Here is a 22,827-nt window from a genome sequence, read left to right on the forward strand (position 1 = left end):
TTCCTGCGCGCTCCTGTGCATTGACAACCGGGTGGCAAGACGGCTGCGGCGAAATGAAGCGCCTGCTGCCCGCCGGCGTTTGCCGTGTGCGTCAAGGAACCTTCTGCAGCAACGACCACCGGCATCCGAACCCTGAACGATCGACCGAGACAGGGATGATCGACCGCACTGCGCCGCAACAAGTTCGCAGGCACCCACTGCACGCAGAGGTTCATCACCGGCAAACCGCGCACAGCACCGATCGCGATCGATTCATCCTCTGCCCATCCAGACTGCCAGTCTATGCCCACAGTCCGGTACGTCCACATCCGAGACCAGGCCCACGATCACATATCAGCATGCTGATCTGCCACGATACCTGCATTGCGGCAGGCCAAGCTAGATGACGAAAATTCCCGCTGAATATATGAGCGATCCGTCGCCTGCACGGCTTAGCCGGAAGAATTGGAGCTCCTCACCAAATGAGTGAAACAGTCAAGAGCGGGTTGTACCCCGTAGTGATCGTGGGCGGCGGCCCGGTGGGGCTCACCCTGTCGCTGACGCTTGCCCACTTCGGCATTCGGTCGGTGCTGCTCGAACGCAATCCGACCACCACTTCACATCCCAAAATGGACATCACCAACGGGCGCAGCATGGAGCTGTTTCAGCGCGTCGGTGCCCTGGACGTGATGCGGTCGGTCGCAACCGCGCCGGATGCGCCGTTCGACGTATCATGGATCACCACGCTTAACGGCCATGAACTGGCTCGCTTCATCTATCCGGGTTCGGCGGGGTTCGAGGCGCGGATAAAGGGCAACAACGATGGTTCCCAACCGCATCTGGCGCCGATCCGCGCATCGCAGATCATGGTTGAACCCGCTCTCAAGGCACTGGCCGATCGCCACCCGCTGATCGACGTCCGCTTCGCGGTACGCTGCGAAGATTTCACCAAGACGGACGAAGGCTTCGTTATCAATGTCCGGCGCGCGCACGACGGCAAGACCGAAGCCGTGCGCGGCCAATTCCTGGTCGGCTGCGATGGTGGAAGCAGCGTGGTGCGCGGACATCTGGGCATCGGGCTTTCCGGCCAGTCGCGGCTGCCCGAGCGCTTCATCACCCACTTCCGCTCCAACGCGCGCCACCTGCTTCAACGCTGGGGCCCGTCATGGCATTATCAATCTAGCCTGGGCACGCTCGTGGCGCAGAACGACTGGGATACGTGGACGCTGCTGTCACGCCTGCCCGAGGGGATGACCGCCGCCCAGGCCAATCCGTCCGATTTGCTGGCGACCTTTGCCGGCGAGCCTTTCGACCACAGCGTGATGGTATGCAATGCGTGGTCCCCGAACCTTCTGGTGGCTGACAGCTATGGAGCGGGTCGCGCTTTCATCGCCGGGGATGCCGCTCATCAATATATCCCCACTGGCGGATATGGCATGAATACGGGAATTGGCGACGCGGTCGACATAGGCTGGAAACTGGCGGCAACGTTGCATGGCTTTGGCGGACCGGGGTTGGTGGCGAGCTACGATGCCGAGCGCCGCCCAGTGGGAGCGCGAAACCTGGCGGGATCGGGCAGGCACAACGCGACCCGTATCGAGATCGCCAGCCTTTACGCTGGGCGGGATCTTGGCGGAGCAGGTTCGGGGCCCGCGCGAGAGGAGGTCGGCGCGCGGATCGCAGCGATCGGCAATGCCGAAAACGAAAGCTACGGCATCGAACTCGGCTACTGGTATGCCGACTCTCCCATCGTCTGTCATGAACCCGGAGTAGAAGCGCCGCAGGACCCGCTCCGCTACGAACCCACGACCGTTTCCGGCGTCAGGCTGCCGACCGCGATCCTGGAAGACGGCGTGGGCCTTTACGACCGGCTCGGCCAGTGGTTCACGTTGATCCACTACGGCGATCCGGTAGCGCAAGCCTTTGCGGACGCAGCCCGGGAGATGAATCTGCCCCTGTCGTTGCTGGACCTTCAGGGTTCTCCCCTTGCCCGCCAGATCCATGGTGGCCGTACTCTGCTGGTCCGCCCCGACACGCACATCGCCTGGCGCGGAATGCCCGGTGACGAGGCGGATGCTGCGAAGGTATTGCGGACCGCTGCAGGCTGGTAGGCAGCAAATCAGCGGGCTAATGGTGCGAGCCTTCGCGAAGGCTCGCACCATTAGCCACAGGCGATCGCCCTGTTTCGCCTGATCAACGCTTGACCTCGATCCCTGCCGCTTCGCGGTCCCACATCAACGATGTGTCTGCCTCCGCCTCTTGCCGCAATCGGTATTTCTCGACCTTCTGGTTCTGGGTCCGCGGCATGTCGGCCATGAAACGCACAAATCGGGGCACCATGTAATAGGCCATATTGGCACTGGCGAAGGCGATCAGTTCGGCTTCGCTGAGCTGCTGCCCCTCAACCAGGACCACTGACACCGCCACTTCATCCTCGGCATGCTCAGCCTTGAGCGGATAGGCCGCCACGTCGGCGATGGCAGGGTGGCGCAGCAGCACTGTTTCGACTTCGAACGAGGAAATGTTCTCGCCGCGACGGCGTATGGCATCCTTCTTGCGGTCGGCAAACCACAGATAACCATCCGCATCCAGATAGCCGCGATCGCCGGTGTGCCACCAGCCGTTGCGATTTGCCGCCAGCGTCGCTTCGGCGTTCTTGTAATAACCTTGCGAAGTACCCCAGGGGTTGTTTGATCGCAGGACAATCTCACCAACTTCTCCAGTCGGAATCTCTGCGTCTGCTTCGTTCACTATCCGCACTTCGACGCCTGAGCGCGGTGTGCCCGAAGAGCCCAACTTGGACGTAGGCGCAAGCGTCGAGTAGACCGTCGCAAGACAATAGTCGGTCAGCCCATATCCGCTGATCAGGCGCAGGCCGAAGCGTTGTTCGTAATCACGAGCAAAGGCAGGCATCGGCACGACGTTGCACACCCGCAGGGGATTCTCGCGATCTTCGGGGGAAGCTGGGCTGGACCACAGGAAGTTCATCATCGAACCCAGTACGTTCGTGACCGTGGCACCGGAACGCTTTACCTCACCCCAGTACCCACTGACGGAAAAACGGCGCGAGAGGGCCACTGCGGCATTTGCCATCCATGCCCCGAACACGGAGCACAGCAGGGCGTTGGCGTGATTGAGCGGCAGACAGACATAAACGGTGTCGTCATCCCGATAGCCATTGCTTTCCGCCGTGGTGCAGCCGTAGGAAATCACCGTGCCTTGCGCGAGCGAATTGCCCTTGGACGGGCCCGTCGTGCCTGAAGTGTAAGCCAGCATCGCGAGATCACCAACGGCGGGTGCCGTTTCCGGCCCTGCCTCGCTGCCTGTAAGGAGAGCGTCGTAGGGTTCGATCACCCACGAGTTGCCACTGGTATCCGCGCGGTCTGTCCCATCTGGCAAAACGAAAATGCCGCGGATCGCGGGAACCGTGTCCGCAATCTCCGTCAGGCGCCCGAGGTAGTTGCTCTCGAGAACCACCATTACGGTATCGGAGTGAGCCAGCAAATAGGTTAGCAGAACACCCTTGGCGGCGGAATTAAGCGGAACGGAAACTGCGCCGATCTTTGCCAAGGCGATGTAAGTGAAGAACTGCTCGGGACAGTTGTCCATCATCACCGCAACGTGATCGCCCGACCCGAGCCCCCGATGGCGCATGGCGTTGGCGATGCGGTTGGTGATGAGGTGGACCTCGCGGTAGGTGAACCGCCGGCCATCTGCCAGATACTCGAGGAAATGCTTGTCGCCGTTCCGCTCCGCCTTGTCGGCGACCACGAAAGGCACGGTCATCTGTTCGAGTTCATATCCAAAAGTGTGGAGCCTTCTGGCCATCATTCAATCCCTTGTCACAAGCATGCATCCGTTGAAGCCGCCGCCGTAGCCTGCCGAGACCACCGCGACCTTCGGATTGGGAGCCACCTGCCGCTCACCGCCCCCGCCCCACAGTTGGAGACACGCTTCGTGAAGGTGTCCAAGACCGTGCAGCCGGCCGGCCGACAACTGGCCACCACCGGTGTTGACCGGCAGTTCACCATCGAGCGCGATGCGACGACCCTCGTCGATGTAGCCTCCACCCTCGCCCCGACCACAAAATCCGAGCGCTTCGAGCCAAAGCAAGGTCAGAATGGAGAAGCCGTCATAGAGCTGCGCCGTGTCCACGTCAGCCGGGCCAAGGTCAGTACGGCTCCACATCATCCGCGCCGCATCGACCGCCCCGGTCTGGGTGAGGTCCTCCGAGCGGAACCAGGTATCGCGCGCGTGCAAGGCCGAACCTATGGCCTCGATGCGCAGAGGCGGCTGGCACAAGTCGCGGGCCTGATCCATTCTGGAAACAATGATGGCTACCGATCCGTCCACCGGCACATCGCAATCCAGCATGCGCAACGGTGAGGAAATCATGCGCGACGCCAGGTAATCATCCATGGTCAACGCGGTGCGATAGATCGCCTCCGGATTTCGCATCGCGTTGGCCCGGGCGTTCAGCGCGATACGGCCGAGATGTTCGGGTGTCGTCCCGTAGTCATGAAAATGGCGCTGAGCGTGGAGCGCGAAAAATGGTGCGCCAGTGAGCGCGCCGTAGGGCGCGGTCCATTCATGGACGCCCATTACGCGAGGCGAACCGGCACCGTGCGCCATCGCTCCGGCCGCAGCCCTGCGGGCAGAGGCCTCCCCGATTGTGCGGAACACGAGCACGTGGTTGGCCAGGCCCGCACTGATCGCCGCGACAGCTGAAAAGACGCAGCCGAGCTGGCCCGCCAATTCCTTGCTGGCGGAAAACCAAGAAGGCTTCAGGCCCAGGGCCAACCGCAGCTCCGGCACCCCGGTGGGTGAGAAGCCAGAGCTGTCCCAGACGGCCCCCGGGTATGATGCGATCCCATCGATCTGATCGACGGTAAGGCCCGCTGCCTTGATCGCAGCGAGCGAGGCATCTACCGTGAGTTCCAGCCCTGACTTGAGCGACGGACGCCGGACTTCGGACATGCCGATACCGGTGATGGCAGTCTGCTTCTCACCGAACCGCGACATCTTTCCTCCGCTCCAGTTCGAACAGGGGCACCCACACTTCTTCCTGCTGTTCAAATACGACCCGCACGCGAGCGCCGATGGCGACCTCTTCGACCGAACAGCCGACTATGTTGGTCATCAGCCAGACGTCGCTCTGCTCGTCCAGCGCCACATAGGCGACGACGAACGGGACCTCGAGACCGGGAAGCCACGGTTGGTAATTCACGGTGAACGAAACGATCGCCCCACCCCCGGACACCACGGCAGGCTTCACATCCCGGCTGCGGCATGCATGACAGACGGGAGCCGGCGGATGGTGATATATGCCGCACGCCGAGCAGCGATTGATGAGCAGTTCGCCGCGCTCGCCCCCGGTCCAGAACGCTGCGCTGTCCCGTGTGTAACCAGGCAACTTCGAACTGGTGCGGCGAAGGGGCGGTGCCTCACCGGATAGGGCTGATGCTTCAGGCAAGGGCAGCCAATCCCTCTACCGCAAGGCCGAGCGCCAGATGTTCGTGCATCTGCTTCTTGATCGGATGGACCAGCAATGCTCGGGTGTAGCGCAGGAGCCGGTCGGGCTTGGCGGCAAGCATCCGCGCCAGTTCACGGGCCCGCTCAAGCGCCTTGTCCTTGGGCTGTACCTCGGCGACCATGCCGAGCCGCTTGGCTTCCTCGGCATCGATCACCTCGCCCATGAGAAGGAATGATCGAGCTCGATTGATGCCGAGCAGCATGGTGTACACCACGTGCACGCCATCGCCTGGGACAAAGTCCTGCAACTGAAAATGCGCAGTGTCCTCGAAGGTCGCATCTTCCGAAGCGATCACGATGTCGGAGAGCAGGGCCACTTCGCTATGGCGCAGCGCCGGGCCATTGACGACACCGATGACCGGCACCGCAATATCCAGAAGCGCACCGATCAGTTCGCGCGCCTCGGTGAAGGCTGTCGCCTCCCAGGCGTCACCGTCCGGGCGCGAACTGTAGGCAGTGGACCCGGCCAGCGCGCGTGGGCCGCAGAACTCCTGCCCGGTACCAGTCATAACGACGACCCGGTTTTCGCGGTCGGTCGCGATGAAACGAAAGGCCTCTGCCATTTCCCGATGCGCCGTCAGGTTCCAGCGCAGAGAATCTCCCATCGTGTGAAAGGTCACCTCAAGGATGCCGTCAGCCCGAGACATGGCGATGGTTTCGTACCGCTGGGAATAGTCCTCGAACTTCAACATGGTCGCCTTCCTTGATCATCGGGAGATGCACAGCGGGCTCTCCTTGAGCGCGCAACCTTGCCCGAGACTCGAAATCAACAATAGTCCGGTGACCTTGCCCCCGTCACTAGCATCCGGCCGAGATCACACTGCCGATCTCGATGCGTAATAGTCCTCGATCCCCTTCGCTCCGTCCCGCGAACCGCGTATCGGAAATGTGCGGCGATGCCGTCGCTGGCTCCGCCGCCGCAAATTGGGCGCACAAGAGGAGTAATAATGGTCGAATCGAGCCTGTTTTCAGCGTTCCAGCGCTCGGCCGCGCAGCATGGAGAGTTGCTGGCCATCCGCGACGGCGCAACGCGCGTGACTTACGGCTCGCTTCTGGCGCGCGTGAGGGTGCTTGCCCGCGCCCTGATGGCGCAGGGAATAGCCAAGGGCGATCGCATCGCGATCTGGGCCGTCAATCACGCCCCGTGGATCGAGACGGCCCTCGCTATCCAGGCCGCAGGCGGAGTCCTGGTGCCGCTCAGCACACGCTTGCGTGGCGGTGAAGTGGCGGCCGTTCTTGAGCGCAGCGAGGCACGGTTGCTGTTCTGCGACGCCGGTTTCGGTCCCTATGACTTCCCCGCCTCGCTCGCGGAGTGCGATCTTCCGGAACTAGGGCAAATCATCACGTTTGCGCCGGTTGCGGCAGCAAAATCCGGCGTGCGCGAAGTGATCTCGCTGGATACCTTCGCCAGCCAGGCCGCACCGGTGTTGGATGAGGCGCTCGATGCCCGCATCGCGTCCATCTTGCCCGACGATTGGGCCGACATGCTGTTCACCTCGGGAACGACAGGACTGCCCAAGGGCGTGCCGATGACCCAGCGCCAAAGCCTGATTGCCTGCCATCAGCAGCAGGTGGACATATGCCATTTCGAACCCGGAGACGTATTTCCGGTCATCTTTCCTTTTGCGCACAATGCCGGATACCGCGCCGGTTGGCAGGCGTCGCTGCTTTATGGCGTCACCGTCGTGCCGGTGCGCGCATCGGACCCGGCCGAACTGCTCGATTTGTTCAGCGAGGTCAGGGCGACTTACGTCCCGGCCGTCCCCACGGTTTTCCAATCGATAATCGACAATCCCCGCCTGCCTGAATTCGATCTTTCCAGCATACGGCTCGCCGCCGTGGGCGGGACCGACGTCCCTGTGGAACTGGTTCGCGCCATGCAGTCCCGTCTGGGAGTGCAGGCGGTGGTGGCGGGCTATGGCATGACCGAGGCAGCCGGATCGATCACTTCCTGCCGCGCCGGTGATCCTCCCGATGTAGTGGCCAACACTGCCGGATCGCCGCTTTCCAATCTGGAGGTGGTTTGCCTGGATGACGAATTGCGCCCGGTTGCACGCAATGTTCAGGGCCAGATCGCGGTACGCGGTCCCCAGGTCCTCAAGGCGTATTACAGCGATGACGCAGCGACCGCTGCGTCATTCACTGCGGATGGCTTCTTTCTGACCGGCGACGTCGGCATTCTGGACGACGCGGGAAATCTCAGGATCACGGATCGCCTGAAGGATATGTACCTGTGCGGCGGCTTTAACGTCTACCCCGCCGAAGTCGAGCGCGTGATGCGAGGGATCGCAGGCGTCGCGGACGTCGCGGTCGTCGGCGTTGCCGATAGTCGCCTCGGGCAGGTCGGTCGCGCCTTCGTCGTGCCGCGCGGGCCAGACCTGGTGACGGCTGCAGCGGTCGTCGCGTTCTGCAAGGACAACCTGGCGAATTACAAGGTGCCGCGATTCGTGACCTTCATCGACGAACTTCCCCGCAATGCCGTGGGCAAGGTCCAGAAGGCGGAATTGAGAGCTTATCCAGATCATGGGTCACCTCGACAGGGGTGACGAAGTGCCGGCGGACCAGCCCGGTCGTGCTCCGCCGATCGCCTTGTGCCGGGTTGGGCAGGTGAATGAATGCTCGTGGGAGAATTGGATATGACGATGCGGTTCGATGGGAAGGTGGCAATCGTCACGGGCGCAGGGCGCGGCCTTGGACGCGAACAAGCGCTTCTACTGGCGCGGTGCGGAGCCAGTGTCGTCGTAAACGATCTCGGCGTGGCGATTAACGGCGCGTTTCCCTCGTCTGACCCGGCACAGGAAGTGGTCGACCTGATCCGCTCGGAAGGGGGTAAAGCCATTGCGAACTTTTCCGATGTGTCCACGAATGAGGGGGTACGCAATCTTGTTGCCGACGCGGTCAAGGCTTTCGGCGGGGTGGACATCCTGGTCGGCAATGCCGGAATTACGATGCACGGCACCGCCCCGGAAAACCTCGTTCCGGAGGTGTTCGACAAGTATCTTGACCTCATGGTTTCCGGCCTCGGGCTGCTCGTCGCAGCTGCCTGGCCCTATCTCAAGGCTTCAAGAGCAGGCCGCATAGTCCTCACCTCGTCGTCCGGCGGCATCTTCGGCCTTCAGGCAAACCCTTATTATTGCGCGGCCAAGGGTGGTGTGATCGGCCTGCTCCGGTCCCTGACCCTGGACGGCGAGGCGTTCGGGATCAAGGTCAATGCGCTGTGCCCCTTGGGTTCAACGCGCCTGTTTGCCGGATTCACGACTGACGAAGAGTTCAACCGCTGGTTCGACGACCGCGCGCGCCCCGAATATGTGGCACCGATGGTGGGTTACCTTTCCCACGCGGATTGCGAACCGACGGGTCGGGCTTTTCTCGTGGGTCTCGGGCACGTGAGCGAAATCTTCTTCGGCCTCACCCAAGGGTGGAATTCGCGGGGGCACACCATTGAGGATATCCGCGACCATTTCGCCGAGATTGCCGACCGGACCGGATATGTCGTGCCCACATCGTCGATGACGGCAACTGGTTCTATCATCAAGGACGCCCCCGTCCGGAAGGGCTGATTGGCCATTCCGGGCCGGACTGTTGATGAACTCGCAAAGGGCTGTTTCCTGAATTTGAGAGCCAAGGTCTGGGAGCGGCGGTGTAGGTGGAGTGATGCTGGTTTCGGCGGCACAGTCCCAACAGAGAGGGCGCGCCGGCCGATGTGTCGTGGCACTCCGGCAATTGGGTGGTCGGATAGCCGACGGATGAACGTCCGAGGAGCAAGAACAGATGTCTAATGCGCACGATATCCCCGATGCCGGGGAGATCAGGGACGATTTCGTTCCCAAGGCCCCGTTCCTCTCGCGCGAGTTCCATGAACTCGAAAAGGAGCGTCTGTGGCCGCGCGTATGGCAGATCGCGTGTCGCGAGGAAGAACTCAAGAATGTCGGAGATTTCGTCGTCTACGATATCGCCGACGAGTCCATTCTCCTGCTGCGCAGCGCGCCTGGCGAACTGAAGGCCTTCTACAACGTGTGCCAGCATCGCGGACGGATCCTGATGGACCAGAAGCACGGCCGGACCAAGTTTGTGTTCTGCAAGTACCATGGCTGGCGCTGGGGCCTCGACGGCACACTGCAGAAGGTCCACGACGAAAGCGACTGGGATGGCTGCCCGACCTTTAGCAAGCAGGACCTGAGGCTCCAGGAGGTTCACGTGGACACGTGGGGCGGGTTCGTGTTCATCAACATGAGCGAGAATCCCGAGCCACTAGCGGATTTCCTTCATCCGATTCCCCAGTATCTGGACTTCCTGAAGTTCGAGGAATGGCGCTATCGCTGGTACAAAACGGTCATCCTGCCGTGCAACTGGAAGACCGCGCTTGAAGGCTTCAATGAAGCCTATCACATCGCCGCGACGCATCCCCAGTTGCTCGAATACAGCTCTGACTACACGATCGCCCGCACCTTCGGACGGCACGGCATGTATTTCTACCCGCCCGAAACGAGCACCCCTCCCGGTGCTCCAGCTCCCCGCACCGGCCGGCCGATTCCCGACGACCTGCGAGTAACTTTCGCGGAATTCTACGGCCTGATGGACAAGACGCTGAACGCCATGTTCTCGCCGCGTGCGATCAAGGCCAGCGAGCGCCTGCTCGAGGAGGTTCCAGCCGGTTCTGATCCGATGACGGTCATCATGGAACATTCGCGCCTCCATCTCGAGGAAGCAGCCCGCGAGGGCGTGGATCTGGCTCAGATGACCAACGCGGAAGTGGGTAACATGGGCCAGAACTGGCATATGTTCCCAAACCATGTGTTCCTGCCCTTGCTGGACGGCTCGATTGCCTACCGTTCCCGTCCCTATGGCGATGACCCGGACAAGTGCATTTTCGATATCTGGTCGCTCGTCCGCTACGGATCCGGCGAACAGCCGCCGCTGGAGCGGGAATTCTACGAGGACTGGACAGTCGACACCGAAGCGCGCTTCGGCAAGATTCTGGCCCAGGACTTCTCGAATTTCGGGCAGACCCAGAAGGGCATGAAGTCGCGCGGGTTCAGTGGTTCAAGAACCAATCCGATCCAGGAGCGCGAAATCCCCAACATGCATCGCGCGCTATACGAATTCGTGCAGGACGATCCGGCCACGAACTGATCGGCGCACCCAACCGGGCCGGCGCGGCTACACATTTAAGCAGCAGCGCCGGCCCGATCTTTCTCAACGGGCACCTGCTCACGCTCTGGCCGTCAGGACTGCGCCGGCCCCTCGCCAATACGGCCCAGCCTCCAGAAGCGGAGATATGCCGCGTCAATCTCGGACCGAAAGCGTCCTCATCGGTTTGCGAGTTGCACGGCGACCATAGGGCCGGTCGCGGTAACTCCGCCATCCACGATGATCTGCTGACCTGTAACGAAACGGGCTTCGTCACTCGCAAGAAACAGGACTGCAAAAGCCACATCCCAGCCATCGCCCTCGCTGTCGAGCGGACTGACGCGGCACCGGATGTCCCGTGCCTCTTGCGAAAGGAGCCCGGCGGTCATGGGGGTGTGGATGTGTCCGGGTACGACTGCATTAACCCGGATGCCATCCGGCCCGTACAAAACGGCCAGTTCGGCCGAGAGATGGCTAAGGGCGGCCTTTGACGGGCCATAAGCCAACGAACCATGGGCACGAATGCCTGCTATCGATGATATGTTCACGATCGCGCCCTTGCCACCAGCCTGCATGGCCGGAATTGCGTGACGGGCCATGAGCAGCGCGCTCCGGAGATTCACGTCTATGACGCGATCCCATAAATCCATGTCCAGCGCGTCAAGCCTGCCTGTAGGACCAACTATGCCAACATTGTTGACCAGGAGATCGACACGGCCGAAGCGCTTGACAGTCTCCGCGACCGCGCACTCGCAAAAGGCGTCGTCCGTGACGTCCCCCGCGCAGATGAAGGCGTCCCCGCCGATCTCGGCCACCCGCCGTCGCGTGTCTTCAGCCCTGTCATGGATCATGTCGATGAGGCAAAGGCGCGCGCCATGCTGCGCAAAAAGAAGGGAAACGGCCTTGCCGATCCCGATACCGTCTCCCTGCGATCCCGCTCCTGAAATGACCGCGATCTTGCCGGCAAGGCGGCCATTTTGGGCGTCAACCTTCAACATGAACGCCGTCTCCCGCAATCTTGCATCCCGGCAGCGATTGGCTCTGACAAGCCGGACCGCGGGGAACCCTGCGGTCCGGCTGCGATAGGCCGGTAGTTGCCCAACCAGACGTCACTACCCATCGCCGAACGGCGGACCTGATTTCAGGCTCCGATCCGCCCGAGATAGCGACTGGGGGCGACGTCGAGGCCGAGGTTTTCGCGCAGGGTATCTCCCGTGTACTCGGTGCGCACGAGGCCCCGGCGACGGAGTTCTGGGATAACCTCCTCGCAAATGTCATCCAAATTGCCCGGTACGGTCATCGCCCGCATCATGAAGCCGTCCGATCCGCGCGCCTCGAACCATGCCTGCATCTTGTCGGCGATCTGCTCTGGCGTGCCCTTGACGATGCTGCCCACGCGGGCCTCGGCGAAATGGGCTGCGATTTCGCGCAGGGTTCGTCCTTCCTCCACAAACTTCCGGATAAGGCCGAAATAGGTCTGGCCCTTGTTCACATTGTCGAGGATCTTGGACTGGGGAATCCGGCTGTCATAATCCACGTCGGACAGATCGGTGTCGAGCACGCCGGAGATCATCTGCCGACCGATTTCCGGATGAATATGGCGCGAAACGTCGGCCGTGCGCCGCTCGGCCTCTTCTTGCGTGCTGCCGGTCACGATGGTGAGCCCGCTGACGATCTTCAACTCATCCTGCTGGCGGCCGAACTTGGCCAGCCGGCCCTTCAGGTCGGCGTAGAAGTTCTGAGCGAATTCCAGGGTCGGCGCATTGATGAAGACCACGTCGGCGGTCTTGGCAGCCAGTTCCTTGCCTGCTTCCGAACCGCCAGCCTGGCTGATCACCGGGCGCCCCTGCGCCGACCGGGAGAGGTTCAACGGTCCCCGGACGTTGAAGAACTTGCCCTTGTGGTCAAGCGTGTGGAGCTTGGTCGGATCGAAGAAGCGAACTTCATCGTAATCGCGGATGAAGGCATCGTCGTCCCAGCTGTCCCACAGCCCGTTGAGCACTTCGACGAATTCGTCAGCGCGTTCATAGCGCGTGTCGTGCTCGTCAAGATCGTCCTTGCCGAAATTGAAGGACGCAGACCTGCTGCGGGTCGTAACCACATTCAGCCCGGCACGGCCACCACTGATATGATCGAGCGATCCCCACAGGCGCGCAACGTTGTACGGCTCGTAATAGCTGGTCGAGGCCGTACCGAGCACGCCGATATGCTTGGTGGACATGGCGAGCGCTGTCAGCAGGGTTGCCGGCTCGAGCACGCTCATACTCACAGCCGAACGGCTCAGTTGCTCAAGGCTGCCGTCGGGGATCGCGGGAAAATCAGCCACGAAGACAAAGTCCAGTTTTGCCTTCTCAGCGCGCTGGGCGATGTCCACGAAATGGGCGATGTCCGTAGACGGGTTGGCCGACGATCGGGGGGCGGTAAGCCAGGCGGCTTGGTGGCCACCGAACGCATCAAGGATCAGCGATGTTACCATCTGGCGGGAAGTCATTGCCGTTTCACTCCTGTATTAGGCGTCAATGTTTGCTGGCCACCCGGACTGGGCGGGCCGTCATCTCGTCGCTTGCTGCCCTTGGCCGGACAGGTAGCCGCTCGTGCTATTCCGACCCGGTAGCCTGGCGCAGCCCCTCGGCATGAGCTTGCGCCCAAGTGCGGAACGAAGTCGGGTGCAGTCCGAAAGCCAACTGGTGTTCCGGCTTCGCGATGTAGCCCACTTCCCCCGACCAGCGCTGGCTCTCCACCCAGCCCGCAGCCTGGCCGCGCGCAATCACTTCGTCCGCTGGCAGGAATTGTGCGCTGACCGGCACTCCTACAACCTCGCCGATCACTTCGGCATAATCGCCGACGCTGGACAGATCTCCTGCCAGTTCGACGTCCACGCCATTGAAGTCGTCCGGCCGCGTAGCAGCGGCGAGCGCCGCTGCGCCGACGTCACTTGTCGCCACCGACGGGAACGGCTTGTCCGTTGCCAGAGCCATCACGATCTGACGGTTGGCAAGATCAGGGAACATGCCGGGCGACTTGGGCAGGAGAAAGTTCTCCATCAGAAACGCGGGCTTGAGAATGGTACAGGACGCAAACCCGGCATCCCGCATCACCTGCTCCGCACCTTCCTTGCAGTCCCAGTACATCTTGAGAAAATTGGCCTTCTCGGGCGACAGACCGACGCGCCATCCGGTGGACGAAACCGACGTATGAATCATGGTCTTAACGCCAGCGGCGCGCGCCGCCTGGGCCAGGTTCCGAGCGCCTTCCACTTCATTCACGACGGGCATCTGCACCGAAAACGCTGCATGGCAGCCGCGACATGCGGTTTCCAGTGATGCGATATCCAGAAGATCGCCCTTGGCGAGTTCGACGCCGCGCTCGCGCAGGGCCGAGGACGCGGCGCTATCAGGCGAACGCACCAGCGCCCGCACGGACCAGCCAGCAGCAAGGAAGGCGTCAACCACTGCCCCGCCCTGGGCACCGGTGGCACCCGTTACCAGGATCTTCTTGGCGTCCATGTCTAAAAGCTCCACTTCTTGATCTTTTTCGCCGCCACGGCGGGTCGCCAGAGGGTGGCGGACTGGCGGCCATTCGCGCCTCGTCGACAGGCCTTCCCGGCATCATTTCCGTAACCAAGTGGCTTGACAGGCGCCACGGCTATTCGCGGGATCGCATTATCGATCACCCTGCTGATGGCACCACGTGATCGGGCCATGCCGACCGCACAGGAATTGACGCGAAACAAGCGAGCAGGCACCCACGGGGCAGTTTACATGAGGCCACCGCGCAGCCTGATGATCGCGCGTGTAACGCGGGCCTCAGTCCTTCGCGGAGTTCGCCGGGAGACAGGAGAGAGAACGTGCAATCCCTTGACGACAAGCAACTGCGCGGCGTTCAATTTGCGGCGGAAGTGATGGGCGAAAAATTCGCCGATATGATGCGCAGCGCCGCCCTCTCGCACGGCTTCGGCTCGCACATCGGGCGCATGGCCCTGTCCCACGCCTTCGGCGACGCCTGGCAACATGATGGGCTTGATCGTCGAAGCAAGAGCCTCGCCGTGATCAGCGCCTTGATTGCGGCAAACCAGCCGAAAGAGTTGAAGAACCATATCAAGATCGGGCTGGCAAACGGGCTAACCATGCCGGAGTTCGAAGGAATCCTGGTCCAGTTGACGCCCTATGCGGGTTTCCCGGCCATCGCTTCGGCCACCACGGTAATCATCGAAGCGCTGCGCGAGGCCGGGATCGATCCGTCCGTCCAGACGTCCGAGGAAAAAGGCCTTCTGTAGGCACGCAGCCCGCCTTGCCGAACCCAGAGAGGACCGGCAAGGCGGTAGAAACGAAGCAGCGGCGAAAGGAGGCACTCAGTCCTTCGGCAGCGGTGCCAGATAAACCTTCATCCGCGTGATCTTGCCCTTCCGGTTGACCGTGAACAGATCAATCACCGTGCCCACGAACTCTCCCTTCGCATCCGGCACCCATTCCCCCGACGGCCCGCGCACGACCCGCGTCTCGATTTCTAGCGCACATCTGCGCGCGCGCCGATCGAAGGTCAGGCTGCCGATCCGGTTCACCGGCGTAATCTTCTTGAGAAACGCAGAGTAGAAATCGCCGATCGCGTGCCGACCGCGTATGGTTTGCCCGTTGGGCGCATAAAACACCGCATCGTCGGCCCACAGATCGCCGATCCGGTCATACTGCTGCATTTCCGTAAGGCGCAGGTACTCCTTGGCGACGTCACAAGCATTTCTGGTCGGAGCCGCGTGGCTCGGCGACGAAAGGGTAGCAATTCCTGCCGCCACCATGATCGCTGCGGTGCTCCACCGCCACTGCATTGCCAGCTTCATCATCTCTCTCCTTGGGCGCATTCTGGATGCTTCGTAACGGGGGAGCCTAGCGCTGGAAGCGCTTGGCCAGTTGCTCCCTGCGCTTGGACAGGATCGCCTTGCGCCCGGCCAGGTCGATACGCGGGTGATCGGATGGCATTGCCGCCGCGATGTCATCGAACTTGACCAACCGCGAGGTCGGAACCGGTACCTTCACGTCAGGTCTGAACCAGCGGTAGTGCAGGAAGCCCCGCCGGGGGCCGCCGCTGTCCAGCCAGTTGGGCACGCCCGGATCCTTGGCAGAAATGACGAACCGCGCCTTGCCGTCGGCGTCGATGTGAGTCTGGTTCTGGTTGAGCGAAGTCTGCCGGTTCATGATGTCCGGGGATTCCCACCACATGTTGTAAAGGGTGAAGCTCCAATAGGCACCATCGGGAAGGTCTGTCTCGATGACGATCGCCTCGTCATCGCCCAGGTCGAGGCAGACGATCCCGTAAAATAGCCAGGGCCGGCCGGCGTTGACCGGTGGCTTATAGTTCTTCACGCCGGGCGGGAGCGTGCTGGGCGGCGTTATCTCGTTGACGGGATTGTGCGCACGCACATCGGCCGCGCGCTGGTTCCACCACCGCGCGGCTGCCCTGAAAAGACGGGTGGCATTTTCGATCTGGGCTGCGAACTGCCCGGCCTCGAGCGCGGCAGGATAAGCCGGCGCCTGTTCGTCGACCCGTTCGATGCTCAACCAGCCCGGGGCCAAGTCGCTATCCCAGTCCCAGTCGTACCGGCGAATATTGAAGCTGCCGGCTGCGGGGTAAATCTCCGGGATATGTGTATCACCCCTGAGATCTGCAGGGATCGGCGTCCAGTTGCCGGGCTGTTCCTTGGCCGAGACGGTAACCTCGAAAGTCCCGTCATCATCGGCGGTTATATTCTCGTCCCACAACATCCCGATGTTCATCGTCCGGCCGCCATTGTTGCCGCGAATCCGGTATGTAGCCCCCCCGTTCAGCGAAGCCTGAAAGTAGGCGATGTTGTTATCGGGACCGCCATAGCGGAAGCGATCATCCATCTGGCGCAAGAAAAGCGGAAAATTCGGATCGTTGAAGTCCATGCGATGCTGCAGGCTCATCGCACTAATTCGACCGATCGAACGCACCAATTCGGCCAGTTCGTTCCCGTCCCTCGCATCGCCCAGCTTTCCGTCGATCGCATCGGACACCACCGCGTTCAGCGCAGTGCAATGGTTCTGCCATGCCTGCCGGAGCGCCAGCCGCTCATGTTCGCCGATGCTCATCATACCTCTCCTCTTGCCCGCATCGTGGCGATCAGTGACGTTCTGGACCAGTGGTGATTCAGACATTAAAGCGGGTGATCATGACACCATCGGCACCAATTTCCATTGCCCTGTTCTGCGACCCCGATACCCACTTGGCCGGGCTGGCTCCGTTCGCGGACTTATCGGCCATGAGTCGGCAGCTCACGGCCGAATTGACGAGCGTATCAGGCAAAGTGACGCTGGAGATCGAACTCCTGCACGATCCCGCTGTTGGCGCGGCGCCGGTCGGAGGGAGCCGCCCGCTGAGCTTCGAGCAGGCGACCAAAATCCATTCCGCAGTCGTGTTGCCATCGGGTGCCAGCCCGCAACGATGGATGGATGCGCAGCAATTCCGGCACGAGTGGCTGGCTCGGCAGTACGCAGGCGGTGCCAGACTTGCGGCCATCGGCTCGGGTGTCCCCGGGCTGATCGCTTCAGGACTGCTCTCCACGGGTCCGGTGTCCGTGCCCCCCCGTTACAGCCGGCTAATTCGTGTGCGCTTTCCCGGCGTGAAGCTGGCCCATGCCGCGGCACTGGCAGAGAGCGGTCGGATCATAACCGCAGCGGAGCCCAGCTCAATCTTCGCCGTTGTCGTCGCGCTCGCGGCCCGCCTTCATTCGCATGGACTGGCAGAAAGATACCGCCGCACGTTCGGCGTGGAGGCTGCCGGAATTATGGGTGAGCCCATGCTTCCTGCGCGCACCAATCACGATATTCTGGTGGCCGAAGCGCGCGCCTGGATCCTGGCGCACATGCACGAGCAGATCGATAGCGCCGCCATTGCCGCTCGGTTCAACGTCAGCTCGCGCACGCTTTCACGCAGGTTCGAGCGTTCCACCGGCACCACACCGGCCAGCTTCATCCGCGACGCGCGCATGGAAGCGGCCCGCTCGATGCTGCAGCGCACCAACTTCTCGGTTGAACAGATCGCCCATCTCGTAGGATATCGCGACATAGGCTTTTTCCGCAGCCTGTTCAGACGCAGCTTCGGGCAATCGCCACAGGCATTCCGCATGCTCGACCGTAAGCCTGCCCCGCCCGCAAGAGCCTGATTCCGCATCATCGGATCCGTGATGCCTGGCCGGCTTGATTGCCTGCCATCGTCACATGGGTATGATACCGGGGAAGTTGGTGCCCCTCAGCGCAACCTGCAACCACGCCCTGCCGCCGGTCACACGCGCAGATACAGCGACGTGGCGGCTGGCCCGCCCGGGAACCGAGATGTGGCCAGGACAAACGTCTGCGCACGTCGTTTGCAGGAGTTCGGCGGTGGAAGAACAGGTTATCGACACCGGTGAAGCGTTAGGGCAATCGCAAGCTTCGGAAGGACATCTCGCGGATATCGTGCGGGAGTGGAAGGTGGCGTGGCGGCCGGGGGTTGCGGCCTGGATCGGCGGCGCGCTCGGCTATTCGGTCTGGGCGTCCATGGCGAGCCTGTTTGTCCAGCCGCTCCAGGACGCGTTCGGCTGGTCGCGAGGCGACATTGCCCTGGCCGGCAACGCCGGGCTGGTGTCGGCCTTCGCCGCCCCGATGCTGGGCAGGCTGGTAGATCGCCTGGGCGTTCGCCCGGTCCTGCTCACCGGCCTCGTGCTGACCTCGATCTGCTATGGCCTGTTCACGCTGATGAGCGGTTCATTGTGGGTGTACTACGCCCTCTACCTGGCGTTTATCCTCTGCGGCACGACGACGACGGGCATCACCTACTCCCGCATCGTAATCGGAGCCTTCCACAAGACGCGCGGATCCGCTTTGGCCATCGTGCGATCGGGACTGGCCTTTTCCGGGGCGTTGCTGCCCGGGATTGTCTTCCTCTCGATTTCCCGCTGGGGCTATGTCGGCGGCTATCTCACTCTTGCCGCACTGATCCTGTTCATCTCCCTGCCCCTCGCCTGGGCATGGGTCCCAGCCAAGTCACCGCCCTTGCCCGTCGCCGGTGCAGCGATCACGCCGGAGAGCCGGTGGGCCATGCTCCGCAGCCCCAAGGTCCTGGTGCTGTGTGTTGCCGGAGCGCTCAATTATGCGCCGGTGGTGGCCATTCTGTCTCAAATGGTGCCAATTGCAGCGGCCAAGGGCCTGTCGGCGGCGGCCGGTGTCGGCGCCGTGAGCCTGGTTGGCCTGGCCGCACTGGGCGGCGCCCTGTTGAGCGGCCTGCTGGTTGATCGGTTCTGGGCACCGGGCGTGGCCTTTATCCTCAATATCCTTCCCGCAGCGGGCTGCCTCCTGCTTCTCCCCGACCAGGTCCACGCCGCGAACCTCTACGCTGCAGCCTTGCTCATCGGACTTGGGCAGGGAGCGGAACTCGACCTCGTTGCCTACATGGTTGCCCGCTACTTCGGCTTGCGGACTTATGCCACAATCTACGGCCTTAGCGTCCTTACGATCGGAATTATGGCGTCGCTCGGCATTTCCGCCATTGGCTTGCTGTTTGACCATTTTGGCAATTATGATCTCGCCATGACGATCGCAGCCGGCAGCTTTGGCCTGGCGGCTTTCACGTATCTGCTTATGGGCCGCTATCCCTCGGCCAGCCTGGATAGCTGACCTGTGCCTCCACAGTACGACGAGGCCTAAGGTCTGCAGTACGACCGCCATTGGTGAAACTGGCGGACCGGCATAACGACGAAAATCATCATCAGCAGCATGATCGACAAGATCGGCGCCGGCTCCGCAATCACCCAGCCCGTCACCGTGACCCTGGCCGGGAAACTCTTGCCCGGGGTGGTCCAGATGCTCTGCCACCTGAAAACTGGATCGTTTTGAGCTAGAGTTTTCAGCCTCAGTTTCCATGGCGGGGCGGCGGTCGGGCAGGCGCTTCTTCGCGCCGGACGCGTTTATGATTAACCTGGGCCAGCGGGTCGGAATGGCAGAACGAGCGTTCCGTCGAGTGAGACTCTATATCCCACAGACAAGTTCAACCGGTCCGCCCTCGCTGACCGCACAAGATTGCGGGGCCTGCGATCCAGCGGTTCTGGTGTATCGCATCAAAGGAAGGTACGTCCCCATATGCAGCGCTCCCGATTATCCGGGCGATGTGTCGATCGTTGATGTTGCGCACGGCACATCGTCTTCACAGGCCTGGCGGAGACGAACTGCGGATCGGACAGGATACAATGACGCGGCCGTCAAAGAACCGGGATCTGAATGCGCTTCTGACCTTCCAGGCGGTGGTCCGAGAAGGGCGTTTCAGTGCTGCAGCACGACAGCTCGGCCTGACACCGGGTGCGATTAGCCGATCCATTGCCCAGCTCGAAGGCACGATTGGCGTTCGCCTGTTCAACCGCACGACGACTGAGTTCAGCCTTACCGCTGAAGGACAGCGGTTGGCCTCTCTCGTGCTGGACAAGCTCGAGTTGCTGGACCACGCCCTCACCGAATTCCATTCCGAGAACAGCGAGCCACGAGGCCTGCTGAGGGTTTCGTTGACCAACAGTTATGGCAAGCACTACGTGATGCCCCGCCTACCGCGATTTCTTGAGCAATACCCCCAGATTCAGTTGGAAATCGGGCTGAATGACAACCGCAAGACTTTGATCGAGGGCGGTTTCGACGTCGGTACCTGTTACGGTGTGCCGGACCAGCTCGCCTATATCTCGAGGGTCGTCTGTCAGCCGCGCCTACTCCTCGTCGGGTCACCGGCCTACTTGGCCTGCCACGGGATTCCGCGGCATCCCTCGGACCTTGCCGAACATGAATGCGTCAACGTGAGTTGGGCCAGCAAGGGTGCTGGCGTATGGGTCTTCAAGAAGCCCGAGGAACAACCGATCGTCATTTCGCCGCAAGGTCGCGTATTCCTTTCCGACCAGATCGACGGCGTAGTGCATGCCGCCGTTGGCGGCCTGGGGCTCACCGTGGTTCATGCTCGCGCCGCCCTATCCCACCTGCGCAGCGGAATGCTGAAAGTGCTGCTGCCGGATTTCCGCATCGAATCCGAAGCAGCCCTTCGCGACATCCATGTCTTTTTTCCTCACCGGGACCAGATTGCTCCTCGGGTGAGGGCATTTGTCGATTTTCTGATCGACGATCGGGGGGACGACGCGATCGATTGGAACGCGCATCAGGCGTGATGATGCACCTGTCGCAAAAGCCTTGCGACAAACAATCATCAAGCATTCGGCCGGATTCCCCTGCAGAGAAATGACACCGTGCTTGCGGGCGGAACCGATTCACTCAATCCGCTCGCGCCGCAAGTTATAAGATAACGCAAGAGAGAATGTCGGACCCGAATGGAGCACCTGCTTTTGCGGGAGGCTCCTTTTGAGATCCAAACGAGGCCTTGGCGCCCGGCATCCCTTGTTTCAGTCACCGTGCTGGCCATGGCCAGTGCAATGCAGCCTGGGGAGAGAGGCGATGGCAAAGATTAACCGGCTCCACCACTTGGGCATGTCTGTCCCTTCCCTGGAAGTGGGGCGGCGCTTTTATGTCGAGGGCCTCGGGTTCACTGAACTTGGCGGGGGCGGGTTCGACCGGGACCCGGACATCGACACGATCCTGGGACTTGACGGAGCGAAGGCGCAAGTCGCTTTCCTCGAATTTGGCGACTTCAAGATCGAGATGTTCGAATTCGCCGCACCGGAGCAAGCGCCTGACACGGACACGGCCAAGCGGCCGGTCCATCTGCATGGCTATACCCATATCTGCCTTGACGTGACTGACGTCGAGGCGGTCCACACCCGGCTCATGGCTGTAGGGATGACCTTCCACAGCAAGCCCGTGGACAAGGCGGGCGTGCGCACGATCTATGGCCGGGACCCTTTTGGCAACGTAATCGAGCTGCAGGAAATCGTCCATTTCGATCCGACCGACGGCGACATTTGAGCGGAGTGAAGGCAATGTCACAGGTCCAACGTACACTCTTTCATGGCGGCCACGTATGGACCGGGCGTGATGACCACAGGTCGCAGCAGGATGTCCTGATCGAAGAAGATCGAATTGTTGCCATCGCACCGCATGGACAGATCACGGCTGACGATGCGCAAAAGATCGATGCCGCCGGTGCCACGATCATCCCAGGTTTGATCGAAGCCCACGGCCACCTGAGCTTTCCGGTCACCACCTATCCCACCGAAATCGAAGATACGCCGCCCGAGGAAGCGATCCTCATCACCTTGCATTCTGCCCGGACCATGCTGCAGGCCGGCTTCACCGGCGTGATCGGCGCGGGATCACCGCGCCTGCGAACTGAGGCGGTCGTGCGCAACGAGATTGAATCCGGCCGTATCCCGGGCCCTCGCCTGATGGCCTCCACTCCCACGCTCACCGCCACAGGCGGCCTGAACGACACGAGTCAAATGCACCAGCAGCGGGCCGTGGCAGCCATCGTCGTCGACGGTCGCGAAGAAGTTCGCAAGGCGATCCGACTCGGTTACCGAGAAGGCGTCGACGTGGTGAAGCTCAACATCTCCGGCGACGACTTTTTTCCCCGCCCCCACGGCCGGATCACCACCTTGGCCGAGGAAGAGGTGCGCATCGCTTGTGAAACAGCCGCCGAACTGGGGCTGAAGGTCGTGGCTCATGCCCGCTCTGCCGAATCCGTCAAACGTGCGGTCCGTTGCGGCGTTAACATCATCCACCACGCTGACTTCTGCGACGACGAGGCGCTCGACATGATCGAAGACGCCAAGGACCGGCTCTTCATCACCCCCACGGTCGGGCTGTATCATGGCCTCCTGCACCTCAGCGGCTTTCCCGAAGCCTTGCTCGAGAGAATGATCGTGCGTGAAGCGATGGCCGCGAACATCAAAACGCATACCGAGTTGCGTAAGCGCGGGGTACGGATGCTGATTGGCGGCGACTACGGCATCGCCTTCATGCCGAACGGCACCAACGCGAACGATATCCAGCACTTTATCGATTATCTGGGCTTCTCTCCGGTGGAAGCTCTGCGCGCGGCGACGTTCAACGGCGGCCAGGCGATGGGCCTTGGCGCTGGCGAAATTCGCGAGGGCGCACTTGCGGACATCCTGCTGGTAAAGGGCGACCCCACGGTCCAGCCGAATCTCGTTGCCGACAAGGAAAACCTGCTCGTCATCATGAAGGGCGGGCAAATCTTCTGACCTGGGCG

Annotated in this window: 19 protein-coding genes and 1 pseudogene; 10 read left to right on the forward strand and 10 right to left on the reverse strand. The window is 61.8% G+C overall.

Going from position 1 to position 22,827, the window contains the following annotated elements; genetic code table 11:
- Positions 1–461 precede the first annotated feature (461 nt).
- On the forward strand, positions 462–2,090 hold the full coding sequence (locus IE122_RS14055; RefSeq protein WP_189621822.1) for an FAD-dependent monooxygenase: 1,629 nt from the start codon (positions 462–464) through the stop codon (positions 2,088–2,090).
- An 82-nt stretch (positions 2,091–2,172) separates the two neighbouring features.
- On the opposite strand, the gene IE122_RS14060 is transcribed toward IE122_RS14055, so the two are convergent.
- From IE122_RS14060 to IE122_RS14075, 5 genes and pseudogenes are all read right to left on the reverse strand, one after another.
- The gene (locus IE122_RS14060) at positions 2,173–3,807 is read right to left on the reverse strand and encodes an AMP-binding protein (RefSeq protein ID WP_229814183.1); all 1,635 of its coding nucleotides are present in this window, start codon (positions 3,805–3,807) and stop codon (positions 2,173–2,175) included.
- A 3-nt stretch (positions 3,808–3,810) separates the two neighbouring features.
- Positions 3,811–5,001: a thiolase family protein gene (locus tag IE122_RS14065; RefSeq protein WP_189621824.1), complete on the reverse strand. Its 1,191-nt coding sequence runs from the start codon at positions 4,999–5,001 to the stop codon at positions 3,811–3,813.
- Positions 4,985–5,254 (reverse strand): Zn-ribbon domain-containing OB-fold protein, encoded by a 270-nt coding sequence (locus IE122_RS14070; RefSeq protein WP_229814203.1) that lies wholly within the window; start codon positions 5,252–5,254, stop codon positions 4,985–4,987. Before IE122_RS14070 ends, IE122_RS14065 begins: the two co-directional genes overlap by 17 nt.
- A gap of 9 nt (positions 5,255–5,263) precedes the next feature.
- Positions 5,264–5,452: pseudogene (locus tag IE122_RS18400) on the reverse strand (zinc ribbon domain-containing protein); the annotation flags it as partial.
- Positions 5,445–6,203 (reverse strand): enoyl-CoA hydratase/isomerase family protein, encoded by a 759-nt coding sequence (locus tag IE122_RS14075; RefSeq protein WP_189621825.1) that lies wholly within the window; start codon positions 6,201–6,203, stop codon positions 5,445–5,447. The gene IE122_RS14075 and the pseudogene IE122_RS18400, both read right to left, overlap by 8 nt.
- Before the next feature lie 255 nt (positions 6,204–6,458).
- Here IE122_RS14075 and IE122_RS14080 point away from each other — a divergent pair, with 255 nt between their 5' ends.
- The 3 genes from IE122_RS14080 (at position 6,459) to IE122_RS14090 (ending at position 10,644) form a co-directional block, all read left to right on the forward strand.
- Positions 6,459–8,057, forward strand: a complete 1,599-nt coding sequence (locus IE122_RS14080; protein ID WP_189621826.1) for an AMP-binding protein — start codon at positions 6,459–6,461, stop codon at positions 8,055–8,057.
- 90 nt (positions 8,058–8,147) lie between these two features.
- Positions 8,148–9,071, forward strand: coding sequence for an SDR family NAD(P)-dependent oxidoreductase (locus IE122_RS14085; protein WP_189621827.1), 924 nt, complete (start codon positions 8,148–8,150; stop codon positions 9,069–9,071).
- Positions 9,072–9,282: 211 nt separating this feature from the next.
- Positions 9,283–10,644, forward strand: coding sequence for an aromatic ring-hydroxylating oxygenase subunit alpha (locus IE122_RS14090; RefSeq protein WP_189621828.1), 1,362 nt, complete (start codon positions 9,283–9,285; stop codon positions 10,642–10,644).
- A gap of 176 nt (positions 10,645–10,820) precedes the next feature.
- Here the strand turns inward: IE122_RS14090 and IE122_RS14095 are convergent, their stop codons facing one another.
- The 3 genes from IE122_RS14095 to IE122_RS14105 all read right to left on the reverse strand — a co-directional run bounded on the left by IE122_RS14095 (position 10,821) and on the right by IE122_RS14105 (position 14,147).
- A complete protein-coding gene (locus tag IE122_RS14095; protein ID WP_189621830.1) occupies positions 10,821–11,639 on the reverse strand; it encodes an SDR family NAD(P)-dependent oxidoreductase in 819 nt (272 codons plus the stop codon).
- A gap of 143 nt (positions 11,640–11,782) precedes the next feature.
- Complete coding sequence (locus IE122_RS14100) at positions 11,783–13,132, reverse strand: LLM class flavin-dependent oxidoreductase (protein ID WP_189621832.1); 1,350 nt, start codon at positions 13,130–13,132, stop codon at positions 11,783–11,785.
- A 106-nt stretch (positions 13,133–13,238) separates the two neighbouring features.
- On the reverse strand, positions 13,239–14,147 hold the full coding sequence (locus IE122_RS14105) for an NmrA/HSCARG family protein (RefSeq protein ID WP_189621834.1): 909 nt from the start codon (positions 14,145–14,147) through the stop codon (positions 13,239–13,241).
- 341 nt (positions 14,148–14,488) lie between these two features.
- Here IE122_RS14105 and IE122_RS14110 point away from each other — a divergent pair, with 341 nt between their 5' ends.
- Positions 14,489–14,917 carry a carboxymuconolactone decarboxylase family protein gene (locus tag IE122_RS14110; protein WP_189621837.1) on the forward strand — a complete coding sequence of 143 codons (429 nt, stop codon included), beginning with the start codon at positions 14,489–14,491 and terminating at the stop codon, positions 14,915–14,917.
- Positions 14,918–14,992: 75 nt separating this feature from the next.
- Here the strand turns inward: IE122_RS14110 and IE122_RS14115 are convergent, their stop codons facing one another.
- Both IE122_RS14115 and IE122_RS14120 read right to left on the reverse strand, forming a co-directional pair.
- The gene (locus tag IE122_RS14115; protein ID WP_189621838.1) at positions 14,993–15,478 is read right to left on the reverse strand and encodes a nuclear transport factor 2 family protein; all 486 of its coding nucleotides are present in this window, start codon (positions 15,476–15,478) and stop codon (positions 14,993–14,995) included.
- A 43-nt stretch (positions 15,479–15,521) separates the two neighbouring features.
- Positions 15,522–16,811 carry a DUF1214 domain-containing protein gene (locus IE122_RS14120; protein WP_229814185.1) on the reverse strand — a complete coding sequence of 430 codons (1,290 nt, stop codon included), beginning with the start codon at positions 16,809–16,811 and terminating at the stop codon, positions 15,522–15,524.
- On the opposite strand from IE122_RS14120, the gene IE122_RS14125 reads away from it, so the two are divergent.
- The 5 genes from IE122_RS14125 to IE122_RS14145 all read left to right on the forward strand — a co-directional run bounded on the left by IE122_RS14125 (position 16,796) and on the right by IE122_RS14145 (position 22,819).
- Positions 16,796–17,818 carry a GlxA family transcriptional regulator gene (locus tag IE122_RS14125; protein WP_229814187.1) on the forward strand — a complete coding sequence of 341 codons (1,023 nt, stop codon included), beginning with the start codon at positions 16,796–16,798 and terminating at the stop codon, positions 17,816–17,818. The two genes, IE122_RS14120 and IE122_RS14125, sit on opposite strands and share 16 nt — an antisense overlap.
- Before the next feature lie 217 nt (positions 17,819–18,035).
- A complete protein-coding gene (locus IE122_RS14130) occupies positions 18,036–19,307 on the forward strand; it encodes an MFS transporter (protein WP_229814189.1) in 1,272 nt (423 codons plus the stop codon).
- A gap of 569 nt (positions 19,308–19,876) precedes the next feature.
- Entirely contained in the window at positions 19,877–20,830 is a 954-nt protein-coding gene (locus IE122_RS14135; protein WP_189621840.1) for a LysR family transcriptional regulator, read from the forward strand.
- Between the two features lie 283 nt (positions 20,831–21,113).
- A complete protein-coding gene (locus IE122_RS14140) occupies positions 21,114–21,581 on the forward strand; it encodes a VOC family protein (RefSeq protein WP_229814191.1) in 468 nt (155 codons plus the stop codon).
- Between the two features lie 14 nt (positions 21,582–21,595).
- Positions 21,596–22,819, forward strand: a complete 1,224-nt coding sequence (locus IE122_RS14145; protein WP_189621845.1) for a metal-dependent hydrolase family protein — start codon at positions 21,596–21,598, stop codon at positions 22,817–22,819.
- Positions 22,820–22,827: the final 8 nt, after the last annotated feature.

The organism is Novosphingobium colocasiae (genome assembly GCF_014652555.1).
GTDB lineage: Bacteria > Pseudomonadota > Alphaproteobacteria > Sphingomonadales > Sphingomonadaceae > Novosphingobium > Novosphingobium colocasiae.